Origin of the sequence: Aeromonas sp. 159, from assembly GCF_963862045.1 — a bacterium.
In the GTDB taxonomy this organism is placed as follows: domain Bacteria; phylum Pseudomonadota; class Gammaproteobacteria; order Enterobacterales; family Aeromonadaceae; genus Aeromonas; species Aeromonas veronii.
Genome location: NZ_CAWLMI010000006.1, coordinates 62,097 through 83,251, shown reverse-complemented (window position 1 = coordinate 83,251; position 21,155 = coordinate 62,097). Strand labels below are relative to the sequence as shown.

24 protein-coding genes and 1 riboswitch are annotated in these 21,155 nt (G+C 55.7%); of the genes, 21 read left to right on the top strand and 3 right to left on the bottom strand.

The features are described from left to right. Nucleotide 1: 1 nt before the first annotated feature. The 11 genes from fliQ to lfiJ all read left to right on the top strand — a co-directional run bounded on the left by fliQ (nucleotide 2) and on the right by lfiJ (nucleotide 11,617). Nucleotides 2-271: a flagellar biosynthesis protein FliQ gene (gene fliQ / locus AACR14_RS01190; protein WP_005336246.1), complete on the top strand. Its 270-nt coding sequence runs from the start codon at nucleotides 2-4 to the stop codon at nucleotides 269-271. After that, entirely contained in the window at nucleotides 268-1,050 is a 783-nt protein-coding gene (gene lfiR, locus AACR14_RS01185; RefSeq protein ID WP_005336245.1) for a lateral flagellar biosynthetic protein LfiR, read from the top strand. The genes fliQ and lfiR overlap by 4 nt, the downstream gene beginning before the upstream one ends. Next, on the top strand, nucleotides 1,047-2,183 hold the full coding sequence (gene flhB, locus AACR14_RS01180; protein ID WP_019444827.1) for a flagellar biosynthesis protein FlhB: 1,137 nt from the start codon (nucleotides 1,047-1,049) through the stop codon (nucleotides 2,181-2,183). Before lfiR ends, flhB begins: the two co-directional genes overlap by 4 nt. Before the next feature lie 3 nt (nucleotides 2,184-2,186). After that, nucleotides 2,187-4,262, top strand: coding sequence for a lateral flagellar biosynthesis protein LfhA (lfhA, locus tag AACR14_RS01175; RefSeq protein ID WP_019444826.1), 2,076 nt, complete (start codon nucleotides 2,187-2,189; stop codon nucleotides 4,260-4,262). 191 nt (nucleotides 4,263-4,453) lie between these two features. Next, nucleotides 4,454-4,541, top strand: a riboswitch (cyclic di-GMP riboswitch). Between the two features lie 136 nt (nucleotides 4,542-4,677). Next, on the top strand, nucleotides 4,678-6,060 hold the full coding sequence (gene lafK / locus AACR14_RS01170; RefSeq protein ID WP_050547816.1) for a lateral flagellar response regulator transcription factor LafK: 1,383 nt from the start codon (nucleotides 4,678-4,680) through the stop codon (nucleotides 6,058-6,060). 3 nt (nucleotides 6,061-6,063) lie between these two features. Then, nucleotides 6,064-6,390 carry a lateral flagellar hook-basal body complex protein LfiE gene (gene lfiE / locus AACR14_RS01165; protein WP_005336241.1) on the top strand — a complete coding sequence of 109 codons (327 nt, stop codon included), beginning with the start codon at nucleotides 6,064-6,066 and terminating at the stop codon, nucleotides 6,388-6,390. Between the two features lie 17 nt (nucleotides 6,391-6,407). Continuing rightward, nucleotides 6,408-8,150 carry a lateral flagellar M-ring protein FliFL gene (fliFL, locus tag AACR14_RS01160; protein WP_167555782.1) on the top strand — a complete coding sequence of 581 codons (1,743 nt, stop codon included), beginning with the start codon at nucleotides 6,408-6,410 and terminating at the stop codon, nucleotides 8,148-8,150. After that, a complete protein-coding gene (gene fliGL / locus AACR14_RS01155; protein WP_005336238.1) occupies nucleotides 8,137-9,165 on the top strand; it encodes a lateral flagellar motor switch protein FliGL in 1,029 nt (342 codons plus the stop codon). The genes fliFL and fliGL overlap by 14 nt, the downstream gene beginning before the upstream one ends. A 12-nt stretch (nucleotides 9,166-9,177) precedes the next feature. Further along, nucleotides 9,178-9,870, top strand: a complete 693-nt coding sequence (lfiH, locus tag AACR14_RS01150; protein WP_019444822.1) for a lateral flagellar assembly protein FliH — start codon at nucleotides 9,178-9,180, stop codon at nucleotides 9,868-9,870. Further along, a complete protein-coding gene (lfiI, locus tag AACR14_RS01145) occupies nucleotides 9,863-11,194 on the top strand; it encodes a lateral flagellar FliI-like assembly ATPase LfiI (protein ID WP_019444821.1) in 1,332 nt (443 codons plus the stop codon). Before lfiH ends, lfiI begins: the two co-directional genes overlap by 8 nt. Nucleotides 11,195-11,203: 9 nt before the next feature. After that, nucleotides 11,204-11,617 carry a lateral flagellar protein LfiJ gene (gene lfiJ, locus AACR14_RS01140; protein WP_019444820.1) on the top strand — a complete coding sequence of 138 codons (414 nt, stop codon included), beginning with the start codon at nucleotides 11,204-11,206 and terminating at the stop codon, nucleotides 11,615-11,617. A gap of 9 nt (nucleotides 11,618-11,626) precedes the next feature. Here lfiJ and AACR14_RS01135 read toward each other — a convergent pair whose 3' ends face one another. The 3 genes from AACR14_RS01135 to flgA form a co-directional block, all read right to left on the bottom strand. Beyond that, a complete protein-coding gene (locus tag AACR14_RS01135; RefSeq protein WP_019444819.1) occupies nucleotides 11,627-12,070 on the bottom strand; it encodes a flagellar protein FlgN in 444 nt (147 codons plus the stop codon). Then, nucleotides 12,067-12,342: a flagellar biosynthesis anti-sigma factor FlgM gene (flgM, locus tag AACR14_RS01130; RefSeq protein ID WP_019444818.1), complete on the bottom strand. Its 276-nt coding sequence runs from the start codon at nucleotides 12,340-12,342 to the stop codon at nucleotides 12,067-12,069. The genes AACR14_RS01135 and flgM overlap by 4 nt, the downstream gene beginning before the upstream one ends. A 76-nt stretch (nucleotides 12,343-12,418) precedes the next feature. Continuing rightward, a complete protein-coding gene (gene flgA, locus AACR14_RS01125; RefSeq protein WP_019444817.1) occupies nucleotides 12,419-13,210 on the bottom strand; it encodes a flagellar basal body P-ring formation chaperone FlgA in 792 nt (263 codons plus the stop codon). A gap of 59 nt (nucleotides 13,211-13,269) precedes the next feature. Between flgA and lfgB the strand changes: the two genes are divergently transcribed. The 10 genes from lfgB (at nucleotide 13,270) to lfgK (ending at nucleotide 21,145) form a co-directional block, all read left to right on the top strand. Then, the gene (gene lfgB, locus AACR14_RS01120; protein WP_019444816.1) at nucleotides 13,270-13,659 is read left to right on the top strand and encodes a lateral flagellar basal body rod protein LfgB; all 390 of its coding nucleotides are present in this window, start codon (nucleotides 13,270-13,272) and stop codon (nucleotides 13,657-13,659) included. A gap of 2 nt (nucleotides 13,660-13,661) precedes the next feature. Continuing rightward, nucleotides 13,662-14,087: a lateral flagellar basal body rod protein FlgCL gene (gene flgCL / locus AACR14_RS01115; RefSeq protein ID WP_019444815.1), complete on the top strand. Its 426-nt coding sequence runs from the start codon at nucleotides 13,662-13,664 to the stop codon at nucleotides 14,085-14,087. Between the two features lie 3 nt (nucleotides 14,088-14,090). Next, entirely contained in the window at nucleotides 14,091-14,798 is a 708-nt protein-coding gene (locus AACR14_RS01110) for a flagellar hook assembly protein FlgD (RefSeq protein WP_019444814.1), read from the top strand. 18 nt (nucleotides 14,799-14,816) lie between these two features. Further along, nucleotides 14,817-16,025: a lateral flagellar hook protein FlgEL gene (gene flgEL / locus AACR14_RS01105; protein WP_019444813.1), complete on the top strand. Its 1,209-nt coding sequence runs from the start codon at nucleotides 14,817-14,819 to the stop codon at nucleotides 16,023-16,025. A gap of 9 nt (nucleotides 16,026-16,034) precedes the next feature. Then, complete coding sequence (gene lfgF / locus AACR14_RS01100) at nucleotides 16,035-16,769, top strand: lateral flagellar basal-body rod protein LfgF (RefSeq protein ID WP_019444812.1); 735 nt, start codon at nucleotides 16,035-16,037, stop codon at nucleotides 16,767-16,769. Nucleotides 16,770-16,847: 78 nt separating this feature from the next. Beyond that, nucleotides 16,848-17,633, top strand: coding sequence for a lateral flagellar basal-body rod protein LfgG (gene lfgG / locus AACR14_RS01095; protein ID WP_005336212.1), 786 nt, complete (start codon nucleotides 16,848-16,850; stop codon nucleotides 17,631-17,633). Beyond that, complete coding sequence (gene flgH, locus AACR14_RS01090) at nucleotides 17,633-18,304, top strand: flagellar basal body L-ring protein FlgH (RefSeq protein ID WP_026034860.1); 672 nt, start codon at nucleotides 17,633-17,635, stop codon at nucleotides 18,302-18,304. The genes lfgG and flgH overlap by 1 nt, the downstream gene beginning before the upstream one ends. Before the next feature lie 8 nt (nucleotides 18,305-18,312). Next, the gene (gene fgIL, locus AACR14_RS01085; protein WP_019444810.1) at nucleotides 18,313-19,419 is read left to right on the top strand and encodes a lateral flagellar basal body P-ring FlgIL; all 1,107 of its coding nucleotides are present in this window, start codon (nucleotides 18,313-18,315) and stop codon (nucleotides 19,417-19,419) included. A gap of 8 nt (nucleotides 19,420-19,427) precedes the next feature. Beyond that, a complete protein-coding gene (locus AACR14_RS01080) occupies nucleotides 19,428-19,826 on the top strand; it encodes a rod-binding protein (RefSeq protein WP_019444809.1) in 399 nt (132 codons plus the stop codon). Then, the gene (gene lfgK / locus AACR14_RS01075) at nucleotides 19,826-21,145 is read left to right on the top strand and encodes a lateral flagellar hook-associated protein LfgK (RefSeq protein WP_019444808.1); all 1,320 of its coding nucleotides are present in this window, start codon (nucleotides 19,826-19,828) and stop codon (nucleotides 21,143-21,145) included. Before AACR14_RS01080 ends, lfgK begins: the two co-directional genes overlap by 1 nt. The last annotated feature ends 10 nt before the right edge of the window (nucleotides 21,146-21,155 follow it).

The following is a 21,155-nucleotide window of genomic DNA, read 5'->3' as shown; positions in this document are numbered from 1 at the left end:
TATGACCCCTGAGCAGAGCGTTGCCCTGGTTGGTGGCGCGGTCAATCTGGTGGTGACCATGGTCTCGGTGCTGATTGTACCGGGCCTGATCGTAGGTTTGGTGGTCAGTATTTTTCAGGCGGCCACCCAGATCCAGGAGCAGACGCTCAGTTTTCTTCCCCGTTTTATCGTGACTCTGATGACCCTTATCTTTACGGGTAACTGGCTGTTGTCGCAGATCACCACTTTGTTTCAGGATCTTTTTCTTAAAATCCCCGGGTTTATCGGATGAATTCGCTGCTGTCACTCAGTGCTGCTGACCTGACCGCATGGTTGGGACAGTGGTGGTGGCCGTTTATCCGGATCGGCATGGCATTCTGGGTGATGCCGGTCTTTGGGGATACCCGGGTGCCTGCGCAAGTTCGCCTGATGCTGGCGTTCATCATCAGCCTGCTGCTCGCCCCCATGATGAAGGATATGCCGGTTGTCGATCCTTTCAGTGCCGGTGCGCTTGTCCTAGCGGTGGAGCAGCTGCTGTTTGGTTTGCTGTTTGGTCTGTGTGTCCAGCTGCTCTATATGGTGATGACCACAGCGGGGCAGATCCTCTCCATGCAGATGGGGCTCGCGATGGCGGTGATGAATGATCCGGTCAACGGGGATTCTGCCCCCATCATCAGTCAGGTCATGATGGTGTTTTGCGCCTTGCTCTTTCTGGGGCTGAATGGCCATCTGGTGGTACTGGATATTCTGGTGCAGAGCCTGCGTAGCTGGCCGCCGGGTTCATCTCTGGATCTGATCGATATGAAAGGTGTGATCGGGTTGTTTGGTTGGTCTATCGGTGCAGCCCTGTTGCTGACGTTGCCTGCCGTTGTCGCCATGTTGATGGTTAACCTGACCTTCGGGGTGATGAACCGGACCGCCCCTTCGCTCAATATCTTCTCTCTCGGTTTTCCCATGACCCTGTTGCTCGGATTGCTCACCATGGCGCTCTCCATCAGTGGTGTGCCCTCCCGTTATCTGGATTTGGTTACCCATGTGCTTGAACAGCTGCGAGGCTTGACCCCGGCATGAGTCAGAACAGCGCACAGGACAAAACCGAAGAGGCCTCCAGCCAGAAACGCCAGAAAGCGAGAGATGAGGGGCAGATCGCCCGCTCAAAAGAGCTCAGTTCTGCCGGTTTGCTGCTGCTTGGCGGGTTGGTGATGCAGTGGATGGTGCCGGGGTTTGGCCAGTTCTTTGCCGAGTTGATGAAGCGTCCGCAGCGTTTTGACTGGCAAGGTGCCCGTGACCCGCAGATGATGATCCATTGGTTGGGTGAAGCGCTCATAAACATGCTGTGGGTGCTGCTGCCCCTGTTTGGTTTTCTGGCTCTGATGCTGGTGTTGCTCAGCATAGTGCCGGGCGGTATGGCGCTGACTTGGAAAAAGCTGCTACCCAGTGGCGAGAAGATGAACCCTTTGAAGGGGCTGGGGCGCATGTTCTCCAAGAACAGCCTGATGGAGTTGCTGAAGTCACTGCTCAAGGTGACGCTGATCGGCGGCACGCTGGCGTTGATGTTAAATCATCAATGGCCTTCCTTGTTGATGATGAACCGGATGCCCCCTCAGGCGGCCCTCGAGCAGGCGCTACGGATCCTCTCCCAGGCATTTATTTTGCTGGGGAGCGTTCAGATGCTGATTGCCGTGCTGGATGTGCCCTATCAGCGTTGGTCGCTTAACAAGCAGCTCAGGATGACCAAACAAGAGGTCAAGGATGAGCACAAGAACAGCGAAGGGCGTCCCGAGATCAAGGCCAAAATCCGCCAGGTACAGGGAATGCTTGCTCGTGCGCGTATCGAGCAGCGGGTACCGCAGGCAGATGTGATTATCGTTAACCCGACCCATTATGCGGTGGCCATAAAATATGATGCGACTCGTGCCAATGCCCCTTTCGTGATTGCCAAAGGGGTCGACAGCATGGCCGAGCGGATCCGTCAGGTCGCCAAACAGCATGACAAGATGGTGATGAGCTTGCCCGAGTTGACGCGAGCCATCTATCACTCGACCAGGGTGGATCAGGAAGTCCCCGCAGGGCTGTACACGGCAGTTGCCTATGTATTGAACCATGTATTGCAGTTAAGGGCGTATGAGGCAGGCAAGGGGAGGAAACCGACCCCTCTTGCCCCGTTATATGTACCGCCCGAGTTACGTCAACCTGAGAGGTAAGTTGTGAACTGGCGTGTATTCACCCAATCCTATACCGCAATTCCGCTGATGTTATTGGCCATTCTGGCCATGATGATCCTGCCTCTGCCCGGTTGGCTGCTGGATGCGCTCTTTACCTTCAACATCGTGTTGGCGGTACTGGTGTTGCTGGTATCCGTCTCGGCCCGCAGACCACTCGATTTCTCGGTATTCCCAACTGTGTTGCTGGTTGCCACCCTGATGCGGCTGTCGCTGAACGTGGCCTCTACCCGTGTGGTGTTGCTGCACGGTCATGAAGGGCATGAAGCGGCCGGTAAGGTCATTCAGGCGTTCGGTGAAGTGGTGATCGGTGGCAACTATGTCGTCGGTCTGGTGGTCTTCGTGATCTTGATGATCATCAACTTTGTGGTGATCACCAAGGGTGGTGAGCGGATTTCGGAAGTATCCGCCCGCTTCACTCTGGATGCTATGCCCGGCAAGCAGATGGCCATCGATGCCGACTTGAATGCCGGCACCATGGATCAGCATCAGGCCAGGGCTCGCCGTGAGGAGATCGCACGAGAAGCAGACTTCTATGGTGCAATGGATGGTGCTTCCAAGTTCGTTCGTGGTGACGCGATAGCTGGCATGTTGGTGCTGATCATCAACCTGGTGGGTGGGTTGGCCATCGGTATCTTCCAGCATGCCTTGCCCGTCGCGGAGGCCTTCCAGCGCTATGCACTGCTGACCATTGGTGATGGTCTGGTTGCCCAGATCCCGTCCCTGCTGATGTCGACTGCTGCGGCTATTATCGTGACTCGGGTCAGCGATGAGGGTGAGATGGCTGATCAGGTAGGTCAGCAGATCCTGGCATCGCCTCGCGTTATCTATACCTCTGCAACCATCATGCTGATCCTGGGTCTGGTGCCCGGGATGCCGATGCTCGCATTCCTCAGTTTCGCAGCTGTACTGGCCTGGACTGGCTGGAGTGTCAGCAAACGAGCCGTCAATGTGCCGGATCTGGATGCTGCGCAAGAGCTGACTCGTCAAATGATTCAGCCTGAACAGCAGGCACTGGAGTGGCAGGATTTGCCGCCAGTCGATACGGTCGCCATCGAGCTTGGTTATCGTCTGGTGCCATTGGCGGAAACGGATAAAGGGGCTGAACTGCTTGCACGAGTGCGCGGGATCCGCAAAACCCTCTCCGAGCAGTACGGTTTTCTGCTCCCCGAGATACGGGTGCGCGACAATCTGCAGTTGCAGCCGGATCAGTACCGGATCAAGTTGTCCGGTGTCGCGTTGGCGATGGGGAATGTGGATTGCCAGCGCTTGATGGCCATCAGCAGTGGTGAGACTTATGGTGCGCTCGATGGCGAGCTGACCCAGGACCCGGCCTACGGCATGAGTGCGGTCTGGATCTCCCCTGAGCAAAAGGCCAAGGCCCTTAATCTTGGTTACTCGGTGGTGGATTCGGCCACCGTGATTGCCACTCACGCCAGCAAGCTGTTGCGTGAACAACTTGATGCGTTGTTTGGTCACGATGAAGTGGGCAAGCTGGGCCAATACCTCGCCAGTCAGTCCCCCCGGTTGGCTGAAGAGCTCAATCTGGCGCTGACCCAGATGCAGCAATTGAGAGTTTTTCGTCAATTGCTAAAGGAACAGGTCAGTCTTACCGATATACGAACCGTTGCCACGACGCTGCTAGATGCGAGCGAGCTGACCAAAGACCCTGTCTTGCTGGCATCTGATGTGCGCTGTGCCTTGAAGCGCCAGATTGTGCGGCAGGCCATTGGTAATCGCGATGTGCTGGCTACGTTTACGCTGGATGATCGCCTTGAGCAGACCTTGCTGGCTGCAATGAATCAGTCACAACAGCAGGGCAAAATCCAGCTGGACAGCTTCCCGGTTGATCCACAACTGCTGGCCCAATTGCAGCAAAATATGCCGTTGGTGAAGGAGCAGTTGCAGCAGTTGGGACATGCCCCTGTGTTGGTTGTTATGCCGCAACTGAGACCGTTGATGGCTCGTTATGCTCGGTCATTTGCAAAAGGCCTCAAAGTGCTTTCTTATAACGAAATACCGGAAGAGTTACGTGTGGAAGTAATTGGTTCGCTGGGTTGATATGTGCTTAATTAATGCCCTGAGGGGAAGTGGTTTTTCCGCATTTGGCTTGAATTGCCGTATGAATACTATATTATGTGGCGAAATTTGACGCAGCAATGTGTGCAGTATAAATAACAAAAAAGACAATACAATGTGTTACTTCACGGTCAATTGAACATTCTGGCCGTTTCGTCCGGTTTCGGACTATCACATGATAAGGGCAAACTGAACTGAAAAGTCAGGACGCAAAGCCTCCGGTCTAACAGCAGGAAAGCTAATGACAGCGGGGTTACCAAGGTGTATCTGGACATATCCTTGATACCATATCTAAACAAAATCACGCCCTTTTTGGTGTGATTTTGTACAGCGCCTTTGTGTCTGACTCTCCATTTTTATTGATTGTTCTATCCACTGTAACAGGTGTCAGACTTCTATGTTTTCGGGATTATCCATAAATACAACAGTCGGGGTGTGTAGTCGCAGTTCCACACCACATATATTATTGATACAGCCAGTATTAACGGTTGAAAATGATGTCAAACAGGCCTTGTCCATAGAGGGATTCAGGGTATCAAGTGTAAATTCTGTTAAACAATCAAAGGGCATTATCGCTGATGATAATGTCAATTTGATCCTGCTCGACATGGATGCCATGACCGAGCTCGGGCCGCGTATTCTGCGTGAATTCAATGGTCTCGATTGTGTCATTATTGTCAATGAACATCAGGCAGCCATTGCTGCTGAGGCCATGTGTGCCGGAGCTATCGACTATATAGTCAAACCCTTCTGCCCCCAGCAATTGCTCGATGCTGTCCGTGGTGCTTTACGCCTTCGTCAGGCAATCCCTAATCTTATCGCCGTTTCTCCCATGAGCCTGCAGGTGTTGCAACTGGCCCGACGAGCAGCCAAAACCTCTGCCACCATTCTGATTGGTGGTGAGTCAGGAACAGGTAAAGAGCGGTTAGCCCGTTATATTCACGAAATGTCTGCCAGAGCGGAAAAACCTTTTTTGGCGATTAATTGTGCAGCCATTCCTGAGGCAATGCTTGAGTCAATTCTTTTTGGCCACAATAAAGGTGCATTTACCGGTGCTGTTTCTGCCCAGCCCGGCAAATTTGAGTTGGCACAGGGGGGAACCTTGTTGCTGGATGAAATATCAGAGCTTCCTTTGAACCTGCAGGCAAAATTATTACGGGTGCTGCAAGAAAAAGAAGTTGAGCGACTTGGCAGCAATCAAACGATTGCTCTTGATGTTCGAATCATTGCCGCCAGCAATAAAGATCTGCGTAAACTGGTTGCCGATGGATTGTTTCGTGAAGACCTTTTCTATCGTCTGGATGTATTGCCGATGAATTGGCCCGCATTGCGGGAGCGCCCTGACGATATTATTCCGCTGGCCAACTACTTTATTGAACGTTATGCATCCCAGCGGGGCTATCGCCTGAGTGAACGTGCCTGTCAGCTATTGCTGTCATATGAATGGCCAGGAAATGTACGAGAGCTGGATAATGTCATTCAACGGTCATTAATTATGGCGCGTGGTTTGCATATTCAAGCGGTCGATCTGATGCTGCCACACTGTGTGGCAGAGCCAGAAATGGTTGAATCAGAGGCGTGGCATGTTCCGGAGGGGTTGAGTGAAACCCGGCGGCATGCCGAGTTCCAATTTGTATTAGAGACCTTGCGCCGCTTTCGTGGCCATCGTACCCGCACAGCCGATGCACTGGGCATGACAACCCGGGCATTGCGCTACAAGCTTGCGGCGATGCGTGAGCAAGGCATTGATATTGAACAGCAGATTCAAGCAGAGGGATAAAGAGTGAAGATTCAGATGATGTCATCACAGGTGACGCTACTGCAGCAGATGCAGGAGATGCAGCGTGTCGCAAGTCAGACCCCTTCTATCGAATCCAATGATCTGTCGGGAGCATCATTTACCGATGCCATGCGGGATGTGGTCGGGCGTGTCAATGAACAGCAGAATGTCGCGTCAAAATTAATGGCATCGGTTGATGCTGGGCAGAGCGATGATCTGGTGGGCGCCATGGTGGCGAGTCAAAAAGCCGGCTTGAGTTTTTCAGCCTTGATGCAGGTTCGCAACAAGCTGATGACCGGTTTTGACGACATTATGCGCATGCCGCTCTGAGGTAACAGATGACTGAACTGGTAACGTCTCCTCAGGGGGCAGCCCCTGATTCGCTCAAAATCAGGCTACAAGAGGGATTACGCAACTGGCGTACCCTCTCCCGTGACAACAAATCGATCCTGACCATTGCTCTGCTGGCTGCCATTGTGGCAGGCACCATAGTCGTTATCCTGTGGACCTCCAGCAAAAACTATGTACCCCTGTATGGCAAACAGGAGCTATACGATACCGCCAACATCATGGAGATGCTGGAGAAAGAGCAGGTGCCTTTCCGTCTGGAAAAGAGTACTGGTCAGGTACTGGTTCCTGAAAACCAGCTTGCTCATGTCCGGATGGCGCTTGCTGCACGAGGGGTGCGTGCAGCCATGCCGTCTGGTCTGGAAGGGCTGGACAACGTAACCGGACTGGGTACCAGCGAATTTATGGAAGGGGCGCGTTATCGTCATGCCCTGGAAGGGGAGCTGGCCCGTACCATCATAGCCCTCGATGCCGTGCGCAGTGCCCGCGTTCATCTGGCTATTCCGAAACGCACGTTGTTCGTGGGGCGCGATGAGGAGAAACCCAGCGCATCGGTAATGCTCGATATGCAACCGGGCCAATCCATCGAAGCGGGTCAGGTCGAGGCGATTGCCAACCTGGTAGCAGGTAGTATCTCCGGAATGAAGCCCGGTGCCGTCACTGTGGTTGATCAATCCGGCCAGTTGCTCAGCGCAGAGCTGGGGGACAAGGTCGGTTTTGGCAAGCAGAGCGTTCAACAGATGGAGTATGTCCGCAAGCTGGAACAATACATTCGTCAGCGTGCCAATGACATGCTCTATCCCATGCTGGGCAGCACCAATTTCAAGGTGCAGATTGCGGCAGACGTTAACTTCAACGCTGTCGAAGAGACCCAGCAGCAGCTCGATCCGCAAGGTGTGGTGACTCGCGAGTCCAACAAGTCAGACAAGACCATCGATGCGTTGGCGATGGGGATCCCGGGGGCGTTATCCAACCGCCCGCCTGAAACGGCGGCAAAAGATGAAAAGGCTGGTGCTGACAAAGGCAATGCCAATACCGCGACACAACAGAATGACACTCGTACCGAGCGTCAGGAAGTCAGCAAGCAGTACGAAAACAGTCGCACCATAGTGCACACCCGTTACCAGCAGGGACGTCTGGAACGAATTAACGTATCCATTCTGCTTAACCAGCAGATTGCTCCGAAAGGTGGCTGGAGTGCCGAGCAATTGGAACAGATCCGTCAGATGGTAGAGCGTGCAGTCGGTTTCGATGAGTCACGTGGCGATCAAATTAGTCTGCAGGCCTTCGATTTCAATGGTGCAGTACAAGTAGCCGCTCCCGAATCCAGTTGGTGGGAGACCCCTTACTGGCAAGACTCCCTGCGTTATCTGGTCGGCGGTTTGCTTGGCCTGACACTGGTCTTCTTCGGTATTCGTCCGTTGGTGAAACATCTGGTTCGTACCCAACAGCAGCCGGATATGGAAATGGGTGAGACGGAAGAAGAGCTGGAGCCCACAGTCGGATTGTCCATGCGCAGGGATGACGATGATCCCCAGCTGACGTCTGCTCTTTCAAATAGTCTGATCCGTACTGACAACAAGATGGAGCCCCAGTTCTCGTCACTCGATATGGAGTCGTTGCCGGAACCTGGATCCGAGCTGGAGGTTCAGCTCAAGCATTTGCAGTTGCTGGTTGAAAAAGATACCGCCCGGGTGGCGGAGGTTGTCAGAGCATGGGTGAGTGGCAATGAACAGCGTTAACTTGAATCAGAGTGCCGTCGATATCGATATCGACAACCTTGAGAAGGCCGCCATCTTGTTGCTGAGCATGGGGACCGAATCTGCGGCCAAGGTGATGCAAAAGCTCTCCCGCGACGAGGTGCAGCGTTTGATTTCCAAGATGGCCTCTCTCTCTGGCGTCAGTTCGATGGAGGCAAAGTGGACGTTGCAGCAGTTCTTCAATCACTACCGTGAGCAGAGCGGAATTGGCAGCGCTTCACGGGAGTATCTGGAACAGACGCTCGATCTTGCTCTGGGGCAACGACTCTCCCGTAGTCTGCTCGACAGTCTGTACGGCGATGTGATGAGCCAGGATATCCAGCGTCTGCAGTGGGTACCTGCCGATGTGCTTGCCCGTTTCTTCCGCAACGAGCATCCCCAGATGCAGGCTGTGCTGCTGGCCTTCCTGCCGCCCCAGACTGCGTCCGCCGTGCTTGATGCCTTGCCCGGCTCGGTGCATGACGATTTGCTGGTGCGCGTCGCCAGTCTCAGCAGTGTCAGTGAACATGTGCTGGGCGAACTCAGGCTGACACTGGATCGCTGTCTCACCTACGTGGCGGATCAATCCGGTGCCAAGGTAAACGGGGTGCGGCAGGTAGCCGATATTCTCAACCGTTATCAGGGTGACAAGGAGCAGATGCTCTCCCTGTTGCGGGAACACGATGGTGACATGGCGCTTGAAATTGAGAAGAACATGTTCGATTTCATGGCGTTGCGCCGTCAGAGCGACGACACCTTGCAACGGTTGGTGCAGGAGCTGCCCAGCGAATTGCTGGCATTGGCTCTCAAGAACACCGAAACCAGCTTCCGCAAGGTGGTGTTGGGTGCCATGCCGAAGCGGATGGCTCAGGCGTTGGACGATCAGATCCAGAACCAGGGCAGTGTCTCTTTGCGCAAGGTCGAGCAGGCAAGGGAAGAGGTCATGCAACTGGTCCGCGAGTTGGTGGAGCAGGGCGAGATCGAGTTCCAGCTGTTCGAAGAGCCCACCGTCAGTTAACAGGAGGCATTCATGAGTCACAATGTGCGCAAATTGATGCCTGGGGCGACCCGTCTGTATCGTTTCCCTGCGCTCGGTCAGAGTGGGGAAGAGGCCCGGAGTCAGCAAGAACAGTTTGAATTCGGCTATCAGCAGGGGCTGGAGCAAGGTCATGACGAAGGTTATCAGGCCGGCTATCAGCAAGGGCTGACCAGCGGCCTGCAGGAAGGCGAGAGTACCGGTTTGCAACAAGGGCAAACCCGCGGGTTTGCTCAGGGCCTTTCGGAGGGGCGAGCCGCCTTCGAACAGGCAATGGTGCCGTTTGCCAAGCTGCAAGAGCAGTGGGAGTCACTGAGCCGGGCCCGGATGGCCGCGCAGAAAGAGCTGATTGCCCAGCTGGTGGCGCAGGTGGCCAAGCGGGTCATCATGGCCGAGTTCACCCTCAATCCGCAGCAGGTGATGAATCAGGTCGAGCAGGCGCTGGCTACCTTGCCGAGTGAGTCGGAAGAGCTGGTGATCTATCTCAATGAGGGAGATCGACAGCGACTCGCCGAGCAGGGGGTGACTCGCTGCGAAGGGTGGCCATTGCAAGTGGATGCAGCACTTGGGGTAGGCGATGCCCGAATCGAAACGCGCGCTGCCGTCGTCGAGGTAAGCACCAGCTCCCGTCTGGCAACCTGCATCGAACAGCTCAACAGCTCGCTGGACGTACCGCAAGATGCATGAAGCCTTGCAGCAGGCACTGACCAGTGCGCTGGATAATCTGGATGAACTGCCCGCGTTTCGTCGTTTTGGACGGTTGGTGCGAGTGACCGGCTTGACTCTCGAGGTAGTCGGTTGCCAACTGGTGATGGGGCAGCGTTGTCGTGTCAGCACGGCAAGTGGCGCCCCCTTGCTGGCCGAGGTGGTCGGTTTTAACCGGGAGATCTCTTACCTGATGCCGCTGCAGCCGATGAGTGGCCTCTTCGCGGGAGCTCAGGTCGAACCGATCGATGGAGAGGAAACCGTTCGGCTTGGTCGTCATCTGCTGGGGCGGGTACTCGATGGCCTGCTGCAGCCCCTCGACGGGCAGCCGTTACCCGATGTTGGTGACAGTGTCCCCCTGTTTGCTCTTCCCCCCAATCCGCTATTGCGAACTCCGGTACGCGAACCGCTGGATGTCGGTATCCGCGCCATCAATGGCCTGCTGACGGTTGGCAAGGGCCAGCGTTTGGGGCTGTTCGCCGGCTCGGGGGTCGGCAAGAGTATGTTGCTGGGCATGATGACCCGCAATACCGCAGCCCAGATTGTGGTGGTGGGACTGATTGGTGAGCGGGGCCGTGAAGTGCGCGAATTCATCGAACACAGTCTGGGGGCCGATGGTCTGGCTCGCGCCGTGGTCATTGCGGCGCCAGCGGATCAATCTCCCCTGATGCGGCTGCGAGCGGCCCAGCTATGCCACCGGATTGCCGAGTATTTCCGTGAGCAGGGGCAGGATGTGCTGCTGCTGATGGATTCACTGACTCGCTATGCCCAGGCGCAGCGGGAAATTGCGTTGGCTATCGGTGAACCCCCCGCGACCCGGGGCTATCCGCCCTCGGTATTCAGCATGCTGACCCAGCTGGTGGAGCGAGCCGGTAACGGCACACATCCGGATGGCAGTCTGAGTGCGTTCTACACAGTGCTGGCGGAAGGAGATGACCAACAGGAGCCGGTGGTCGATGCGGCGCGCGCCATTCTCGATGGCCATATCGTGCTGACCCGCCGTCTTGCGGAAGAGGGCCACTATCCCGCCATCGATATCGGTGCCTCGGTCAGTCGGGTTATGCCGCAAGTCGTACCTGCCGAATGGCAAAAGCTGGCGGTCACCTTGCGCCAGCTATGGGGACGCTATCAGCAGGTGCGTGAGCTACTGCCACTGGGCGGTTATCAACCCGGGGCCGATCCGCAGATGGATGAAGCTGTTCAACGTTATCCGGGGATTGCCGCATTCCTGCAGCAAGGCCTGCATGAAGAGATGGCCTTTGAACAGGTGATGGTTGGTCTCAATCAGGTGCTGGGGCAGGGATAAGGATTCGTTATGCTGAAGTCTTATCTGGGGTTGCAACAGGAAGAGCTGGAAAATCTTGGCGCCGAGCGTCAGCGTTTGCGGGAGCTGGCGTTGCGGGAAGAGCAGCGAGCACACAAATTGCAGGAAGTGATCTCCTCGCTGCGACCCGGTTCCGACAAGTTTCACCCTTTGCTATGGCAAAACAAGCAACAGATGGATGGCCAGTTGCGCCGTTTGCTCTCCCATCAGGTGCAGCAATCTGCGCTGGCCAGACTGGATCTGGAGCGCCACGAAGGGGAACTTGTCCGGCAGTTCGGGCGGGTCAAGGGGCTGGAGCTATTGCTGGCACGGCGTGATGATGTTGCTCGCCAGCAGCAGGAGAGGCGGGATCAACTGCAGTTGGATGAGCTGGCGAGTTTGCGTCACCTGACCCGCAAAGAGTAAGACGGAAGGTTAATCCGTAATGCTGTCCGGGTCGCGATAACCTGACTCTTGTCCCAACAGTGAATGAATCGTCTCCATCTGGCCTGCCAGCAGGCGGCCATTGAGATCATTCTGGCGCAGACACTGGTGCAGCAGCTGTTCAAGCTGTTGCCATTGATTGGCTACCGTGGTGCGCAGGGGAAGTGGCAGCTTGGCTATCAGGGTGGCCATTCCCTTCTCATCGGGTTTGAGGCCCAATGTCTGCAGCTGCTGGCAGCGTAACTTTGCCTGTTGTGTCACCTTGGCCATCAGCGCTGTCTGCTGCTCGTTATGGACTTGCAGGCCATCGACATCATGGCTTGCCAGCAGTGCATGCTGGCGCAGCAACAGGGCGGTGAGTTCGGTATAGTGGCCGTAATCCTGCTGGATCCCGAGGATCAATGCCTTGACGGTGGCCTTGGTATCCACGCTCATCGGCGATGCATATCCAGAATGGCCTGACCCAGCGCATCCAGATCGATCTCCAGCTTGCCTTCACTGATGGCTTTGCGGATCTCGTTGACCTTGTCCATGTCGACGTCGGATGTGGTGGCAAGCTGGCTGCGGGCGCTGGCTACTGACTGTGCTGTGCTGCTGATCCGTGCTTCGGATGACTGTGCAGGTCTGGTTTCCGGCTTGGTCGTGACATCCGGTTTGCGGCCAGGCTGATTTTGAATATAGAGCGAGTCAGTACGGGTAATTTTCATAACATAAATTCCTGATGGTCTGTTTATGACAAGCGACCCAAGGCTTGTCGAACTTGAATCAAATTGCGATCTTGGTTCAAAAACGGGTTTCAACTTCCCCTATATCAGTCACCCATGCCTGTATCTGCTTGCCAGAGCTAAGATTTTTCACTCTGATCCCGTCGCCTATTGCGCCATTATCGAGGGCCTCCCCTCTGGTTGTGGCGGAGAACTCACCTTTCCCTGCACGAATTAGTACCCCTTCCCCCTGTTTGACCGCCCAACTTTTTTGTAAGTCCAGCTCACCGATGAGTTGCCCGCTTCTCAGATGCCGGTTGCTTTTATGGCCCAGCAGGGAGTGATTGCTCGGGGTGAACCCGCGCTGTATGCGGCTGACATCCAACTCTTTCTCCACCAGATCGCTGGCGCTGATGGCCTGACCTTTTGCGATATCCCGTGCAGCAACCCAGACCGGCAACAGTAGCGAGACCTCTACCCGCCCGCGCACTTGCCAGGCGGGATCTGTGCATTCGATGAGATAGGGGCGTCGTCCCCAGGGTTGCCGATACTGGCCACCTGCTTGTAACGAGAGGGAATGTGAGGGACAGCGAGGAAGGTGCTCGGCGGAAGGAGCAAGCCAGACTCGAAACTCTCCTGAAGTTGCAGGCCATCCCTGCTGGGTGATGTAGTCATCAAGACTCTGGCGGGCATCTTGTTCAAGCAACTGTTCAAGCATGGCGCTTTGCGCCTGTGGGGCACCGTGCACGAATGCGCTCAGCAGTAGCCAGAGGATGCCGCTCCATTTCCACACGGGAAGTCGCACTTCCTCATTTCTCATCTGCTTGCGGCGGATGGTGCATGGTAACCGCTTGAAACTAGGTATCTTCATGGTTGGCATGAGTCTTGATAAGGGTAACCCCGGTCTGAGTGAACGATAAAGGATGAAGCATGAGTATCTCATTTGACAGCGCCCTCGGCGTACACCCTTATGCCCTCGATGTCAGGGCGGAGCGGGCGCGTATTCTGGCGGGAAATCTGGCCAACGTGGATACACCGGGCTATCTGGCTCGGGATGTCGATTATAAGACGATTCTGGGCCGTGTCGCGCAGCAAGTTGCTGCGGGCGAGGAGAGTCAGGCCATCAGCCAGGGCGCCATGCGTGACGATATGCGTCACCCCCTCTATCGCATTCCTTATCAGGTCTCCATGGATGGCAATACCGCCGAATTGGGGGTTGAGCAGGGCAAATTTGCCAACAACGCCACCGATTTTCAGACCAGTCTCACTTTCCTCAATATGAAGATTACCGGGATCGCCAAGGCGATCGAGGGCCGTTAACCATGTCGTTCAACAAGATTTATGACATCGCCGGCAGTGCCATGCGCGCCCAGACCGTGCGGCTGGATACCGTTGCCTCCAACCTGGCCAACGTGGATAGCGCGGCCGCCAGTGAAGACGCCGCGTTTCGTGCCATCAAGCCGGTTTTTTCCACTCTCTATCAGAAGATTCAGGATGCCGATGGCCTCGGAGCTGCGTCGGTGCAAGTGGCGGGTATCGTACAGTCCGACCGTCAGGTCGAGAAACGGCTGGAGCCGACCAACCCGATGGCCGATCAGGATGGCTTTGTTTACTACTCCAACGTCAACGTGGTGGAAGAGATGGCCGACATGATGAGCGCCTCTCGCGGTTTTGAAACCTCGGTAGAGGTGATCAACCGGATCAACAGTATGCAGCAAGGTTTGCTGCGTCTTGGTCAGGGAGCCTAAGCCATGAGTCTGCCACAGATAAGCAGTCTGGATACGGCGCGTGGTACGGGTCAGGCTGTTGCTGACCCCAAGATCGCCACCAATGGCGCCGGTGCTGCTCAGGAAACGCAAGCCAACCAGAATAGCGGGATGCAGCTACGTAACGAATTCCTGCAGATGATGGTGGCACAGATCCAGAACCAGGATCCCACCAACCCGCTTGATGGGGCCCAATATGTCACCCAGCTGGCCCAGTTCAGCATGGTGGAAGGGGTCGAGAGCCTGAAGCTTCTGCAGCAGAAGTCCATCAACATGATGGATACCCAGCAGGTACTGCAGAGCACGGATCTGATCGACAAAGAGGTGATGGTACCCAGTAAGACCCTCACCAAGAGTGATGACAAAGCTATTCGCGGGCAGGTCGAGCTGGCGGGGGCCGCCGATCAGGTCGAGCTTAAGGTGTATGACGAACACGGCACTTTGGTGGCGACCAAGAGCTGGGGTGAAAGCAAGGCTGGTGGTCTGGATTATGAACTGCCGGAGCTGCCTGCCGGGGAGTACAGCTTCGAGGTCAAGGCGTCACTCAACGGGGTTGCCATCACATCCAAAAATTATGTTGCCAGCAAGGTGGAACGCGTCACTTTGCCCGGTACGGGTGAAATCATGCTGCAGGTTGCCGGTGTGGGCGATGTCCCGTTGTTCAGTGCAATCCAGTTCGGTAAATCGGCGTAATCAGAGAGGAGCGACACTGTGTCTTTCAGTATCGGATTGAGCGGCCTGCGCGCCGTGAACCAGGAATTAAGTGTAATCAGTAACAACGTGGCCAATGCCAGTACCGCAGGCTTCAAATCCAGCCGTGCCGAGTTTGCCGCCATTTATGGTGGTGGTCAGGCTGGCGGTGTCGAGATGAACAACGTCTCTCAGAACTTTGATCGCAACGGCGATGTGATGCGGACCGGGCGTGGGCTCGATCTGGCGATTTCTGGCAGTGGCTTTTTTGTGCTGAAAGATGGCAGCGGACAGACCTCTTATACCAGAGCCGGTATGTTCCAGCGGGATCCGAATAATTATCTGACAACAGCCAATGGCAACCGACTGCAGGGTTATACCACCAATGACGCTGGTGAGCTGCAATCCGGCGTGATCGGTGACATTCAGGTAAAAGCTGGCAGCCTGCCTGCCAAGGCATCCGACAAGCTGGAGTTCGTTGCCAACCTGAAGGCGGATGCCAGTGTGATTGATACCAAACCTCCTTACAATTTTGATCCTAAGAAATCGGAAACTTTTAGTTATTCACAGTCTAGTAAGGTCTATGACTCGCTCGGGGTTGAGCACACCGTCACCCAGTATTTTGTCAAAACGGCACCCAATGAGTGGGCCGTGCATTACACATTCAATGGCACTGATATCAGCCCTGCTGGCGGGGCCAAGATGAAATTCACCGCTGATGGCAAGCTGGATACGGGGGCTTCGACCATTCCAGCCAATTTGGCGCTGGCACCCGCGGGTGCCTCTCCAATTGCCCTGCAACTGGATATGAGCCGAGTCAGTCAGTACGCCTCCGATTTCAATGCCACTCGCAACCAGTCCAACGGTTACACCGCTGGCGATTTGACCGGTATACGGGTTGATGCCGATGGTGGTGTCTATGCCACCTTTACCAACGGTCAGAGCCTGAAGCAGGGTCAGGTGGTCATGGCAAACTTCGCCAACCCCAATGGTCTGCTGCAGACCAACAACACCACCTGGCAGCAATCTTTCAGTTCTGGTCAGCCTGTACTCGGGGCGCCGGGAACCGGCACCATGGGTCAGTTGACTGCCGGGGCCTACGAGAGCTCCAACGTGGATCTGACCGGTGAACTGGTTAGCCTGATGACTTCCCAGCGTAACTATCAGGCCAACGCCAAGACCATCAGTTCCGCTGACAAGATGACCCAGGTTCTGTTCAACTCCTTCTAAGGGTAACCCGTGGAAAAGCTTATCTACACCGCCATGTCCGGGGCACAACATACCCTGATGGCCCAGCAAATCCGGGCCAATAACCTGGCTAACGTCAACACCGCCGGTTTTCGGGCTGACTTTGAGCGGGTTTCGGCTTATGCCCTGACGGGCGATGGTTACCAGAGCCGAGTGATGGCCAGAGAAGAGATGGCCGGGACCAACTTCAAAGCTGGCCCCCTGATGCAGACCGGTCGCAAGCTGGATGTAGCGATTCGTGGCGAGGGTTTTCTGGCGGTGCAGACGCCTGATGGCAAAGAGGCTTATACCCGCGCTGGTAATCTGGAGGCCGATGCCGACGGGCTGTTGACCCTCAATGGTCGGCCGGTGCTGGGGGAGGGGGGCGAGCTGGTGCTGCCCGCTTATCGTGACATCAGTTTCGGCAAGGATGGCACCCTGAGCATCACTCCTCCGGGTGGTGGCTCCCGGCTCGATGTTGGCCGCCTGAAGCTGGTCAATCCTGATCCGGCTGAGCTGGTAAAAGGCCACGATGGCCTGTTCCGGATGCGCCAGGGGGGGGATGCCGAAAGTAGCGAGCAGGTGGTAATGGCATCCGGCTTTTTGGAAGGGGCCAACGTCAATGCCGTGGATGAATTGGTGAGCAGCATGTCATTGACCCGCAATTTCGAACTGCAGGTCAAGTTGATGAAAGCGGCGGATGATCAGGCTCGTCAAGGGGCCAAATTGATTTCCGGTCAGGGTTGATATTGACGATATCGGGCTGATGTCCGGTATCCGGCCACTCCTTTATGGATTGGGCTTGATGAACAAGGTGGAATAACAATGCACGCAGCATTATGGGTCAGTAAAACAGGTCTGTCGGCACAAGATGCCAAGATGTCCAGTATCTCCAACAACCTGGCTAACGTGAACACGGTCGGCTTCAAGCGTGATCGGGTAGCGTTTGAAGATCTCTTTTATCAGGTGCAGCGCCAGCCTGGTGCCCAGCAGGATCAGCAGAATCTGGCGCCTATCGGTATTCAGATGGGTAATGGTGTGCGGGTGGTGGGTACCCAAAAGGTCTTCACCTCCGGCCAATTCCAGAATACCAATCAGGAGCTGGATATGGCGGTGGTTGGTGCCGGTTTCTTCGGCGTCGAGCGCCCGGATGGCGAGACGGCCTATACCCGTAATGGTCAATGGCATCGCAATGCCGAGGGGCAGCTGGTTAACGCGGATGGTTTGCCCATGGTGCCGCAGATCCAGATCCCCGATAACGCCACCAAGATCTCCATTGGTACGGATGGTACCGTCAGTGCATCTTTGCCCGGTCAGCAAGAGAACGTCGAGCTGGGCCGTATCACCCTGACCAATTTCGCCAACCCGGCCGGTCTGGAAGCCCTCGGTGGCAACCTCTACCGTGCAACCGGCGCGTCCGGTGAGCCCATTGAAGGTGTACCGGGTGAAGAGGCGATGGGGGCCGTCAAGCAATTCACGCTGGAGAGCTCCAACGTGAACGTGGTCGAGGAGATGGTTGACATGATCACAACCCAGCGGGCTTACGAGATGAATGCCAAGGTGGTCTCTTCCGCCGACCAGATGCTCAAGTTTGTCACTCAGGCTCTGTAATGATGAAGTCGATGCTGCGTTATATCTGGTTGGTATTGCTGTTGGGCGGCTGTGCCACCTATGAGCTGCAGGCGCCCGAGCCAGGTGACGAGAAATGGGCGCCATCCCGTCCCAAGGTGACCGCGGCTGCGCAGAGCGAAGATGGTGGCCTCTATCGTGGCAACTACATGATGACCCTGTTTCAGGATCGGCGAGCTTACCGTGTTGGTGACATTCTCACCGTGGTGCTGGAAGAGCGTACCCAGTCGAGCAAGAAAGCCAATACCAGCATGAGCAAAAACAGCAGCATGAATGTGCCGGCCCCCTCTATTGGCGGTAAACTGCGCCCCGACTGGGGGGCAACCCTCAGTGCTGATCGGGATTTTGATGGCGGTGCGACCTCCAGCCAGCAAAATACCCTGGCAGGTTCCATAACCGTGACGGTCGCGGAAGTGATGCCCAACGGTGTGCTGGGGATCCGCGGTGAAAAGTGGATCCGCCTCAATCAGGGGGATGAATATATCCGCTTGGGCGGCATGGTTCGGGTTGAAGATATTGACCAGAGCAACCGTATCTCGTCCCAGCGCATTGCTGATGCCCGCATCACCTATGCCGGTCGTGGTGCCCTCGCCGACAGTAACCAGATGGGGTGGCTGGGCCGCTTCTTTAGCTCGGCGTTTGCGCCATTTTGAGGAATCACATGAACAGATGGTTTATCGCCCTGCTGTGTCTCTGCTTGCCCTTGTTTAGTCAGGCTGCCGCACCGGCCAAACGAGCCTTGCTGGATATTGCCGATGTACAGGGGCTGAGAACCAACCAGCTGGTGGGTTATGGTCTGGTGGTTGGTCTCTCCGGGACCGGTGACAAAAGCCAGGTCAAATTTACCGGCCAATCCATGGCCAACATGCTCAAGCAGTTTGGCGTGCAGTTACCGGACGATATCGATCCCAAGCTCAAGAACGTGGCAGCCGTTTCGGTTCAGGCCACGCTACCCGCCTTGGCTGGCAAGGGGCAGTTGCTCGATGTGACCGTGACTTCCATTGGTGATGCCAAGAGTCTGCGCGGTGGTTCTCTGCTGCTGACCCCCCTGCGTGGTATCGACGGTGAAGTCTATGCCGTGGCGCAGGGCAATCTGGTTGTCGCCGGTGTGAAAGCGGAAGGGCAATCGGGTTCATCGGTCACGATTAACGTGCCGACGGCCGGGATTATCCCTAACGGTGCCACCATCGAGCGAGAGGTGGTAAGCAATTTTGCCGAGAAGCCGGAAGTGACCCTCAATTTGCACCAACCCAACTTCAAGACAGCCCGCAATGTGGAGCGCGCCATCAACCATCAGCTGGGGCCGGTTGCCCGAGCGGTGAGTGCCGGGCGGGTTCAGGTTGCAGCCCCCAGGGACGAGAGCCAGCGCATCGCGTTTATGGCTTTGTTGGAAGATATCAAGGTGGATCCGGGTCAGGAACGGCCGAAAGTGGTCTTCAACAGCCGAACCGGTACTGTGGTGATGGGGCAGGGGGTCAAGGTTCACAAGGCTGCCGTCAGTCATGGCAGTCTGACGGTGACGATTGGCGAGAGTCAGACGGTCAGTCAGCCCAACGCCTTCTCCAACGGGCAGACCACGACGACCCCCAATTCCAAGATCCAGGTCGATCGGGAACGTAACAACATGTTTGTCTGGCCGGATGGCACTTCCTTGGAAGTGATCGTCAAGGCTGTCAACTCACTCGGTGCAACCCCTGATGATGTTATGGCCATCTTGCAAGCGCTTGATGAGGCTGGCGCCCTCGAAGGTGAGTTGGTGGTTATCTAAGGATTATCATGACCAGAATTAGCTCGGATCCCGGTTTTTATCAGGATCTCAATGAATTGCAGCAAATCAAAAGCAACCCGGATCAGCGTGCCGCGCTGGATGCTGCAGCCGGTCAGTTTGAAGTCAGTTTTTTGCAAACCGTGCTCAAACATATGCGCTCGGCGACGGATGCCCTGCAGGATGAGGACGACAAGATCATCAAGGGGCAATCCCTTTATCGTGATATGTATGACAGCCAGTTGGCGATGAGCATGGTCAAGCGAGGTGGCATCGGTCTGCGGGAGCAGATGGTCAACCAGCTGGCTCCGTCATTAAAGAATCCGGACGGGGTGGTCGCTTCAGAGCAGCAGACCCTGGCTGCGTTCAGCCAGCCTCTCAACTCGGTAAAAATGAAGAAGGTTGATTGATGTCGCTGCTCAATATCGGTTTTAGCGGACTTAACGCGGCCCAAATCGCGTTGAATGTCACCGCCCAGAATATCGCCAACGTCAACACCATCGGCTACAGTCGCCAGGAGGCCATGATGGGCAGCCTGTCCGGTTTTGGTCGGTTGGATAATGGCCAGGGGGTAGAGGTAACCGGTGTTCGCAGGATCACGGATGATTATCTGGTTTCCCAGCATTGGCGTAGCCGCTCGGCGACAGGCTCCTCCTACTCGTTTTACCAGTACATCAACACTACAGAGCAGCTGCTGGGTAGTGAATCGATGAATATCACCAAGGGGCTCGACAGCTTCTTTGCCTCCCTCAGCGCTGCGCTCGACAGCCCGGAAACCCCGGCACAACGCAGCCAGATCGTCAGCTCGGCCGGTGCGCTAGCGAACCGTTTTGGTCAGCTCAACGAGAGTATGTTGACCCAGGAGAAACAGATCGACGATCAGCTGAACAGCACGGTTTCTCAGGTCAACAGTTATCTGAAGCAGGTTGCCGAACTGAATACCCAGATCAGCGAGCAGGCTTCCAAAGGGGTCAATACATCCACACTGGAAGACAGCCGTGAACAGGTCGTGCGCGAGCTTTCAACCTATATGGAGGTGAGGGTTAACCGGCAGAGCGATGGTTCGTTCTCGATCAGTCTGCCTCAGGGGCAGCCGTTGGTACTATCCGGCAGCAGCAGTACCCTTTCGCTGGCCGGTGACAAACTTAGCCTGAGTTTTGGTCCGCAAACCTTTGAGGTCCCAGCGCTGCATGGCGGGTCTCTGGCCGGGGTGATGGATTATCGCGCCAATGTACTGCGTCCGCTTCGCGACGAGCTCAATCAGATGGCGAAGAAGCTGGCTGATGACTTCAATGCCAAACAGGCCGGTGGTGTCGATTTGAATGGTGATCCGGGTAAACCCCTGTTTAGCTACGATCCGCTCAACCCTTCCGGAACCTTGAAGGTTGCCGATGGTTTTACCGGCGATCATCTTGCCTTTGCAAAGGCCGGCGGTGGTAAAGGTGACAATCGCAATTTGCAGGAGATCATCACCATCAAGGAAGGCCAGTACGACGCGTACAGTGCTCTGCTTGGCCGGATTGCGGTCCAGAGTGGACAGGCTAAGGCGACCATGCAGGCTGATGCCAATATGGAGAAGCAGATGGCCACCAAGCTGAGCAGCGTGAGTGGGGTCAACACCGATGAAGAGGGGGTCAAAATCATGGCATACACCAAGGTTTATCAGGCCAATGCCAAGGTGATCAGCACCTCTGATCAGCTCTTCAATTCCATCCTGAACATGTTCTGACGGAGTGACC

Bases quoted from the DNA above. Each gene is read 5' to 3' on its own strand.
- lfgK (WP_019444808.1), top strand. From the start codon at position 19,826: ATGTCGCTGCTCAATATCGGTTTTAGCGGACTTAACGCGGCCCAAATC.
- fgIL (WP_019444810.1), top strand. From the start codon at position 18,313: ATGAACAGATGGTTTATCGCCCTGCTGTGTCTCTGCTTGCCCTTGTTT.
- lfiR (WP_005336245.1), top strand. From the start codon at position 268: ATGAATTCGCTGCTGTCACTCAGTGCTGCTGACCTGACCGCATGGTTG.
- lfiH (WP_019444822.1), top strand. From the start codon at position 9,178: ATGAGTCACAATGTGCGCAAATTGATGCCTGGGGCGACCCGTCTGTAT.
- AACR14_RS01080 (WP_019444809.1), top strand. From the start codon at position 19,428: ATGACCAGAATTAGCTCGGATCCCGGTTTTTATCAGGATCTCAATGAA.
- fliGL (WP_005336238.1), top strand. From the start codon at position 8,137: ATGAACAGCGTTAACTTGAATCAGAGTGCCGTCGATATCGATATCGAC.
- lafK (WP_050547816.1), top strand. From the start codon at position 4,678: ATGTTTTCGGGATTATCCATAAATACAACAGTCGGGGTGTGTAGTCGC.
- flgCL (WP_019444815.1), top strand. From the start codon at position 13,662: ATGTCGTTCAACAAGATTTATGACATCGCCGGCAGTGCCATGCGCGCC.
- AACR14_RS01110 (WP_019444814.1), top strand. From the start codon at position 14,091: ATGAGTCTGCCACAGATAAGCAGTCTGGATACGGCGCGTGGTACGGGT.
- lfiI (WP_019444821.1), top strand. From the start codon at position 9,863: ATGCATGAAGCCTTGCAGCAGGCACTGACCAGTGCGCTGGATAATCTG.
- flgH (WP_026034860.1), top strand. From the start codon at position 17,633: ATGATGAAGTCGATGCTGCGTTATATCTGGTTGGTATTGCTGTTGGGC.
- lfgB (WP_019444816.1), top strand. From the start codon at position 13,270: ATGAGTATCTCATTTGACAGCGCCCTCGGCGTACACCCTTATGCCCTC.
- AACR14_RS01135 (WP_019444819.1), bottom strand. From the start codon at position 12,070: ATGAGCGTGGATACCAAGGCCACCGTCAAGGCATTGATCCTCGGGATC.
- flhB (WP_019444827.1), top strand. From the start codon at position 1,047: ATGAGTCAGAACAGCGCACAGGACAAAACCGAAGAGGCCTCCAGCCAG.
- flgA (WP_019444817.1), bottom strand. From the start codon at position 13,210: ATGAAGATACCTAGTTTCAAGCGGTTACCATGCACCATCCGCCGCAAG.
- flgM (WP_019444818.1), bottom strand. From the start codon at position 12,342: ATGAAAATTACCCGTACTGACTCGCTCTATATTCAAAATCAGCCTGGC.
- fliQ (WP_005336246.1), top strand. From the start codon at position 2: ATGACCCCTGAGCAGAGCGTTGCCCTGGTTGGTGGCGCGGTCAATCTG.
- lfiJ (WP_019444820.1), top strand. From the start codon at position 11,204: ATGCTGAAGTCTTATCTGGGGTTGCAACAGGAAGAGCTGGAAAATCTT.
- lfgG (WP_005336212.1), top strand. From the start codon at position 16,848: ATGCACGCAGCATTATGGGTCAGTAAAACAGGTCTGTCGGCACAAGAT.